General features: G+C 40.4%; 5 protein-coding genes. 3 read left to right on the forward strand and 2 right to left on the reverse strand.

Translation table 11 applies throughout. The features are described 5' to 3' along the window. The first annotated feature begins 79 nt into the window (after window positions 1–79). A complete protein-coding gene (xylA, locus tag FFM73_RS08815) occupies window positions 80–1,426 on the forward strand; it encodes a xylose isomerase (RefSeq protein WP_137631388.1) in 1,347 nt (448 codons plus the stop codon). A 99-nt stretch (window positions 1,427–1,525) separates the two neighbouring features. Further along, entirely contained in the window at window positions 1,526–3,034 is a 1,509-nt protein-coding gene (gene xylB / locus FFM73_RS08820; RefSeq protein WP_137631389.1) for a xylulokinase, read from the forward strand. 215 nt (window positions 3,035–3,249) lie between these two features. On the opposite strand, the gene FFM73_RS08825 is transcribed toward xylB, so the two are convergent. Beyond that, window positions 3,250–4,053 carry an AraC family transcriptional regulator gene (locus FFM73_RS08825; protein ID WP_137631390.1) on the reverse strand — a complete coding sequence of 268 codons (804 nt, stop codon included), beginning with the start codon at window positions 4,051–4,053 and terminating at the stop codon, window positions 3,250–3,252. 152 nt (window positions 4,054–4,205) lie between these two features. Here FFM73_RS08825 and FFM73_RS08830 point away from each other — a divergent pair, with 152 nt between their 5' ends. After that, window positions 4,206–5,870, forward strand: coding sequence for a glycoside hydrolase family 43 protein (locus tag FFM73_RS08830; protein WP_137631391.1), 1,665 nt, complete (start codon window positions 4,206–4,208; stop codon window positions 5,868–5,870). A 136-nt stretch (window positions 5,871–6,006) separates the two neighbouring features. Here the strand turns inward: FFM73_RS08830 and FFM73_RS08835 are convergent. Further along, a partial coding sequence (locus tag FFM73_RS08835; protein ID WP_137631392.1) for a helix-turn-helix domain-containing protein occupies window positions 6,007–6,794 on the reverse strand: 788 nt, incomplete at its 5' end.

Raw genomic sequence — 6,794 nt, forward strand, 5'->3', positions numbered from 1 at the left:
TGAGTTGGTTGTTTGAACAAACTAATCTAATTTAGTTGATTTTAAATTTTGATTTAAATATCTTTTAGGAGGCTTCTTCATGGCTGAACAGAAATGGGACATGGATAAGATTAAGTATGTTGGTAACTCTAGTTTAGGTTCTGGTGCTGAATTTCACTATTACAACCCAGACGAAGTTATCGGCGGTAAAAAGATGCGTGACTGGCTACGGTTCGCCGTTGCATACTGGCACACATTTGATCAACGTTTGGTAGACCCATTCGGTGATGGTACTGCAATGCGTCCATACGACAAGTACACTGATCCAATGGACAACGCCTTAGCTAAGGTTGAATATGCCTTTGAATTCTATCAAAAATTAGGGAACGACTTCATTTGCTTCCATGATCGTGACTTAGCTCCTGAAGGTGACACCTTACGTGAAACCAACAAGAACTTGGACAAAGTCGTTGATCGGATCGTGGATTACCAAAAGACCAGTGGCTTAAAGGTCTTATGGAACACATCGAACCTGTTCACTAACCCTCGTTTCGTTGCTGGTGCTGGTACTTCACCATACGCTGACATCTTTGCTTACTCTGCTGCTCAGTTGAAGCACAGTCTAGAAATTGGTAAGCGTGTCGGTTCTGAAAACTATGTCTTCTGGGGCGGCCGTGAAGGTTACGAATCACTCTGGAACACCAACATGAAGTTGGAACAAGAACATGCTGCTAAGATGTTCCATATGGCTAAGGATTACGCTAACGAAATTGGCTTCGATGCACAAATGCTGCTCGAACCAAAGCCTAAGGAACCAACAACTCATCAATACGACTTTGATGCAGCTACCACCATTGCTTTTATGAAGACATACGACTTGGACAAAGACTTCAAGCTGAACTTGGAAGGTAACCATGCTAACTTAGCTGGCCATACTTATCAACACGAAATCCGTGTTGCTCGTGAAGCTGGCTTACTTGGTTCATTGGATGCCAACCAAGGTGATAAGCTGATCGGCTGGGATATTGATGAATATCCTTCAAATCTTTACGAAACAACTGCTGCCATGTACGAAGTTGTTGAAAACGGCGGTATCGGCCCTCGCGGTGGTTTGAACTTCGATGCTAAGCCTCGTCGTTCATCATTCGAAGCAAACGACCTGTTCTACGGTCACGTTGTCGGCATGGATAGCTTTGCTGCCGGCCTGCGTGTTGCTATGAAGATGAAGGAAGACGGTGTGCTTGAAAACATCGTTAAGGAACGTTACAGCTCATATGATTCAGGTATTGGTGCTGATATCGAAAGTGGTAAGGCAACCTTCAAGACCCTTGAAGATTACTCACTTGACAAGACCCAAGCTGAATTACGTGCCGCAACTTCTTCAGATCACTTGGAACAAATCAAGGATACGATCAATCATTACATTGTTAACGTTTTAGGCAAATAAGCCGATTTAAAATAATGTAATTAAAAAGAAGCAGCCAGTGGACCGATTGTCTGCTGACTGCTTCTTTGTTGATATAATGGTATAAAGGAGTAATTTACTATGAACGAATACGTATTAGGCGTTGATTTGGGAACCAGCGCCGTTAAAGTTTCCGCCATGAACCGGGACGGCGAAATCGTCGCCCAGCAGGCGTTCGATTACCCACTGATTCAGGCCAAGCCAGGTTACAGTGAACAGAATCCCGAAGACTGGGTCTCAGGAACGACCGTCGCTATCGTCAGATTGATTTTGGATGACCACATTAAGCCTGAAGAAATTTCTGGAATCAGTTTTTCTGGTCAAATGCATGGGTTAGTCCTGTTGGGTGAAAATAACCAGGTCCTGCGTCCAGCCATTCTCTGGAACGATACCCGGACGGCGAAGCAGTGTCAGGAAATTAAGGCCAAGATGGGTTCCGAGTTTGTCGATATTACGAAGAACCAGCCACTGGAAGGCTTTACGTTGCCGAAGATGCTGTGGGTCAAGGAAAATGAACCCGACATCTGGTCTCAGGCGAAGACTTTCCTGTTGCCAAAAGATTACGTGCGGTATCGGATGACGGGTAAGTTGGGCATGGATTATTCGGATGCCACTGGGACCGTTTTGCTAGACGTTAAAAATGGCCAATGGAGTCAAAAAATCTGTGATGTTTTCGACATTCCAATGTCCATGTGTCCACCACTGATGCGATCCATTGACTTAGCTGGTAAGATCTCCAGCAGTTTCGCCACCTTCTCCGGCCTTGATACGCACACCGAAGTCTTTGGCGGTGCTGCTGATAACGCTGCTGGTGCGGTTGGTGCCAGTATCTTGTCGCCTAACATGGTACTTTCAAGTATCGGGACTTCCGGTGTTGTTTTGAAGTATGAAGAAGATCCAACAGTTGATTACCATGGGGTCCTCCAATTTGAAGATCATGCCATTCCGGATTCTTACTACTCAATGGGTGTCACGCTGGCAGCGGGGTATTCATTGAACTGGTTTAAGAAGACCTTTGCCAGTGATGAATCCTTTGACGACATGGTCGATAGTGCGGCTAAGTCGACAGTGGGGGCTAACGGGTTACTTTATACGCCATACATTGTTGGCGAACGAGCACCGCATCCAGATGCCGATATCCGGGGGAGCTTTACAGGAGTTGACGGCACGCACAAGAAGGTCGATTTTGTCCGCGCCGTATTGGAAGGCATTATCTTCTCATTCAAAGATATCATGGATATTTATGATGAAAACGATAAGGAGTTTGATACGGTCGTTGCTATTGGCGGTGGTGCCAAGAGTCCACTGTGGCTGCAGATTCAAGCAGACATCTTTAATAAAAAAGTGGTCAGCTTAACCAACGAACAGGGCCCCGGCATGGGTGCTGCCATGATTGCCGCGGTTGGCCTCGGCTGGTTCAAAGATTTCCAGGAGTGTGCGGAGAAATTTGTTCATTTTGGCAAGACTTACGTACCAAATCCTGATAATGCTAAGAAGTATGATCAGCTGCATAAGATCTACGCACAGGTTTACGATCAGACCAAGGGGATTAGCAAGCAGTTGTTGGCTTACAGGCGTGAGAATAATTAACTGTCATTAAGAAAAGTAAGCAGCGTCATTCGTTAGCGGATGACGCTGCTTTTTTGACTACTATTATTATTAAATCTTTTAAGCGCTATTTTGTGATTAGACCTTTTTATTCTGCACTTAGAAAACTATTAGGTGTAGAAGAAAACCTGAAGGCATAATAACAAAATCTGTTTGATAATAGATTTTGTTATAGGAAAGACTGATTGAAAGTCACCTTATTTTTTTCGGCGGATATCAATTGGCAAGACACCGAATATTTCTTTAAAAAATTTTCGAGCTGTGCGTTTATTAGTCAAACCATGTTTTAAAAATAAGGTATTAATTGGAGTCCCTGATTTCACTAAATCCTGATAAAAAGCATTTAGTCTAATGTAGTAGACATAGTGAATTAAAGAAATTCCCATACGCTCTTTGAATCTTCTAGATAAATAACTAGGATTATAACCAAAACGATAAGCTAAATCTTTGAGAGTAATGTTATCACGATAATGTTGTTGTAGATAAACTAGCAATTCTTTAACATTATCAGGCTGAGTTTGGCTAGCAAATGTGAATTCAGAGAAGTTGTAAATTAAATTTTTTATTAACATTAATAAAATTGCTCCAGAATCAAATAAATATCCTTCTGAGTGATTTTTTACAACTTGATTTAAGTTATTCATCAAATTAATTACATCATTACAGGCAGAAGTTTTTGTGTTATCGACAGTAAATTTAAGCCTTTCTGGATGAGTGTAGTATGGTTCAATGAAATTTAGAGGAATTTGTAACACTAACGCACTATTAGGCGTGTTGACAACATCATGGACAACTCCTGATGAAACGACTATAAAATGGCCAGGATAAATAATGTGACATTTACTGTCAAAATGAAAGTTTAATTTACCTTCTTTTACATAGACAATTTCAATACTACTATGCCAGTGAAATGGGACGTAACCACTTGTATTGACGATTGATTCCCAGAAACGGATACCAATTGATAGGTTTGAAACAATATTTTCGTGATGATCACTCATTTTCTGAATCCTTTCAAAGTTACTATTTTTACCTAAGTAGGTTAATATAATGACACAACTAACTAATTAAGTTGTAGTGAATCCGCTTACATAATAACATAATAACTGTTCTTTGAAATTATTATATTATTTGAAAGGGGCAATTATTTACTATGTCTAAAATGCAGAATCCTGTAATTCGCGGGATGGCACCAGATCCTTCAATTCTCAGAGTTGGTCAGGATTATTATATTGCAACGTCCACTTTTCATTGGACGCCAGCTGTACAGATTTTTCATTCAACTGATCTGTGTAACTGGCAATTATTCTCGTACGTTTTAACTCACGGAGAAGTTGATTTACGTGGGACAGCAACACCTGCTGGAATTTGGGCACCACACCTGTCTTATGATAAAGCAACTAAAAAGTATTGGTTAGCTTATTCGCATATGCAAAATATGTCTGGTCGAGAATTTAATTCTGATTCGTATGCTATGTATGCTGACAGCCTGACCGGGCCATGGTCAAAGCCGATATATTTAACGTCCATTGGGTTTGATCCCTCCTTATTCCACGATGAAAACGGCAAGCATTATCTGGCTATTCTGGAATGGGAAACCAGAACAGGATATCAGGCACCTGGTCATATTGTTGTGGCCGAAGTTGATTTAGAGAACGGTGGGATTATTGGTGACTGGCACCGCGTTACGCAAGGCTTTACCACTCGGGGCTGTGCAGAAGCACCTCAACTCTACAAACATAACGGCTATTATTATTTGCTGATTGCTGCTGGTGGTACTGGTTATGCGCATGGTGTTGAGATGGGCAGAGCCAAAAACGTGTTTGGCCCGTATGAACCGCATCCATCTGGAGAACCAATCATTACATCGTCACCGCATCATTTATTCTCATTGGGTGATCCTGATTCAGGGCATTTTGAGATGTATAATCTAAACTCACCCATGCAAAAGGCTGGTCATGGGTCACTTGTTGAGACTACGGATGGCGAGTGGTATATTGCCCATCTGATGTCCAGACCGTTAGCCGATACAACCTTGAATCCGCTTGGCCGTGAAACCAGTTTGCAGAAAATGGAATGGACGAATGATGGCTGGTTACAGATGGCAGACAAGTCAAATCTTGCGAAGATGACGGTGGATCTTCCTTCAGACGAAAAGGACGTTAAACAAGATTTAAGTCTTGATGATATCAATGATCAATTTGAAAACGGGAAGTATGAGTTACGCTTTATGACACCGTATCATCTGCACACGACCGAGTGGGTAAACGCCACTGAGAACCCTGGTCATCTTCGCATTTATGGTCGAAACTCGTTTTTCTCACAATTTAATCCATCGATCATGGCGACTCGTGCGACTTCATTAGATTATGTTAGTCAAACTAAGCTTAGCTTTTTACCGACCCACTATTCACAGACAGCTGGTTTAGGGCTTTACTACGATTCCAATAACTGGTTGTATGCGCGACTTTGCCAAGCAGACGATGGCCACGGTGTTGTTTTGCGTATTTTGCAAGCAAAACTCGGTGAAAGAAAGGACGACATTTTTCACGAGGTAGCTGTGCCAAATAATAGTGCAGAAATTCAAATCCATTATGTAAACGGTATTGCGACAATCAATTATCGGTTTGCCAAAATTGATGAATGGCAGCGGTTAGGGGACTCTACTGATGTTTCATACTTATCAGATGAAGGCGTAAATGCCGTACCTGGCGAAACAGGTGGCTTTACAGGCTTATTTAACTTCATTGGAGCGGTAGATGCTCATCAGCATAAATCGTACGCGGATTTTGATTACTACATGGTTAAAAATAAATAGGTTCCTGAATTGTCAAACCAAGTGCACCACTAACTCACTTTATCAACTATTATTTTATGAAAAAAAGGGGGCTACAACTTAGAATATTGATTATTTATCAATGTCCTAAGTTGTAGCCCTATTTTACTCTTGAAAATTAATGGCTATTTTTTCTATTTCTGTTTCGATATTTAAGTGGAGAGGTCTTAGTCCATCTTTTGAACTGACGGCTAAAGTTAGAAACACTGGTGTAGCCAAGTGCCAAACTAATGTCGTCAATAGAAAAGTTTAATTTTAATAATAACTTTTTAGCTTCGTTTATTTTTAGTTTAGTTAAATATTCTCTTGGAGAAATACCGTAGGTTTCTTTAAAGATGTGAGATCCATACCCACTACTCAAATTTACTGAATCAATAGCCTGTTTTACCGTGTATCCTCGTTCTGGTAATGAGGTATTTTTAACGTACATAAGAATTTGATCAGTTAGTTTGTTTTTGATATCGTCTGCGATTAATCGTGAGTATTCTATATTTGAAGACGGAGTGGAGGATGATGTTTTTATTGATTGATTATAAAATATTTGCAGAATTTTGGATAATTCAATTTGAATTATCATTTTACTATTAAAATCAAAATGTTTCAGACTAACAAGTGAATCTAATTTCTGTAGATGAATGGATATTTGTTTATTTAAATCGGATTCGTATTGATATTTAAAATTTATATTCTGAATAAGTTGGACTTTGATATTTGGATCATCGATATCAAAATGAAAACAAAAATACGTAAGTTTTGTGCGTGCGCCAACACGATGTGGTAATTCTGGTGGGATTAAAAAGAAATCCCTGTCAGCAACGGTTGTAAAATGTTGGAAAATACCGATTAGAAAATGTCGGTTTTCCAACATTTTTTTACGGTAAAATAAACGCATCTCAAATTTGGAGG

Source organism: Secundilactobacillus hailunensis, assembly GCF_005405185.1.
Lineage (GTDB): Bacteria > Bacillota > Bacilli > Lactobacillales > Lactobacillaceae > Secundilactobacillus > Secundilactobacillus hailunensis.

Coding starts and splice junctions, on each gene's coding strand:
- xylA (WP_137631388.1), top strand. CDS start 80: ATGGCTGAACAGAAATGGGACATGGATAAGATTAAGTATGTTGGTAAC.
- xylB (WP_137631389.1), top strand. CDS start 1,526: ATGAACGAATACGTATTAGGCGTTGATTTGGGAACCAGCGCCGTTAAA.
- FFM73_RS08825 (WP_137631390.1), bottom strand. CDS start 4,053: ATGAGTGATCATCACGAAAATATTGTTTCAAACCTATCAATTGGTATC.
- FFM73_RS08830 (WP_137631391.1), top strand. CDS start 4,206: ATGTCTAAAATGCAGAATCCTGTAATTCGCGGGATGGCACCAGATCCT.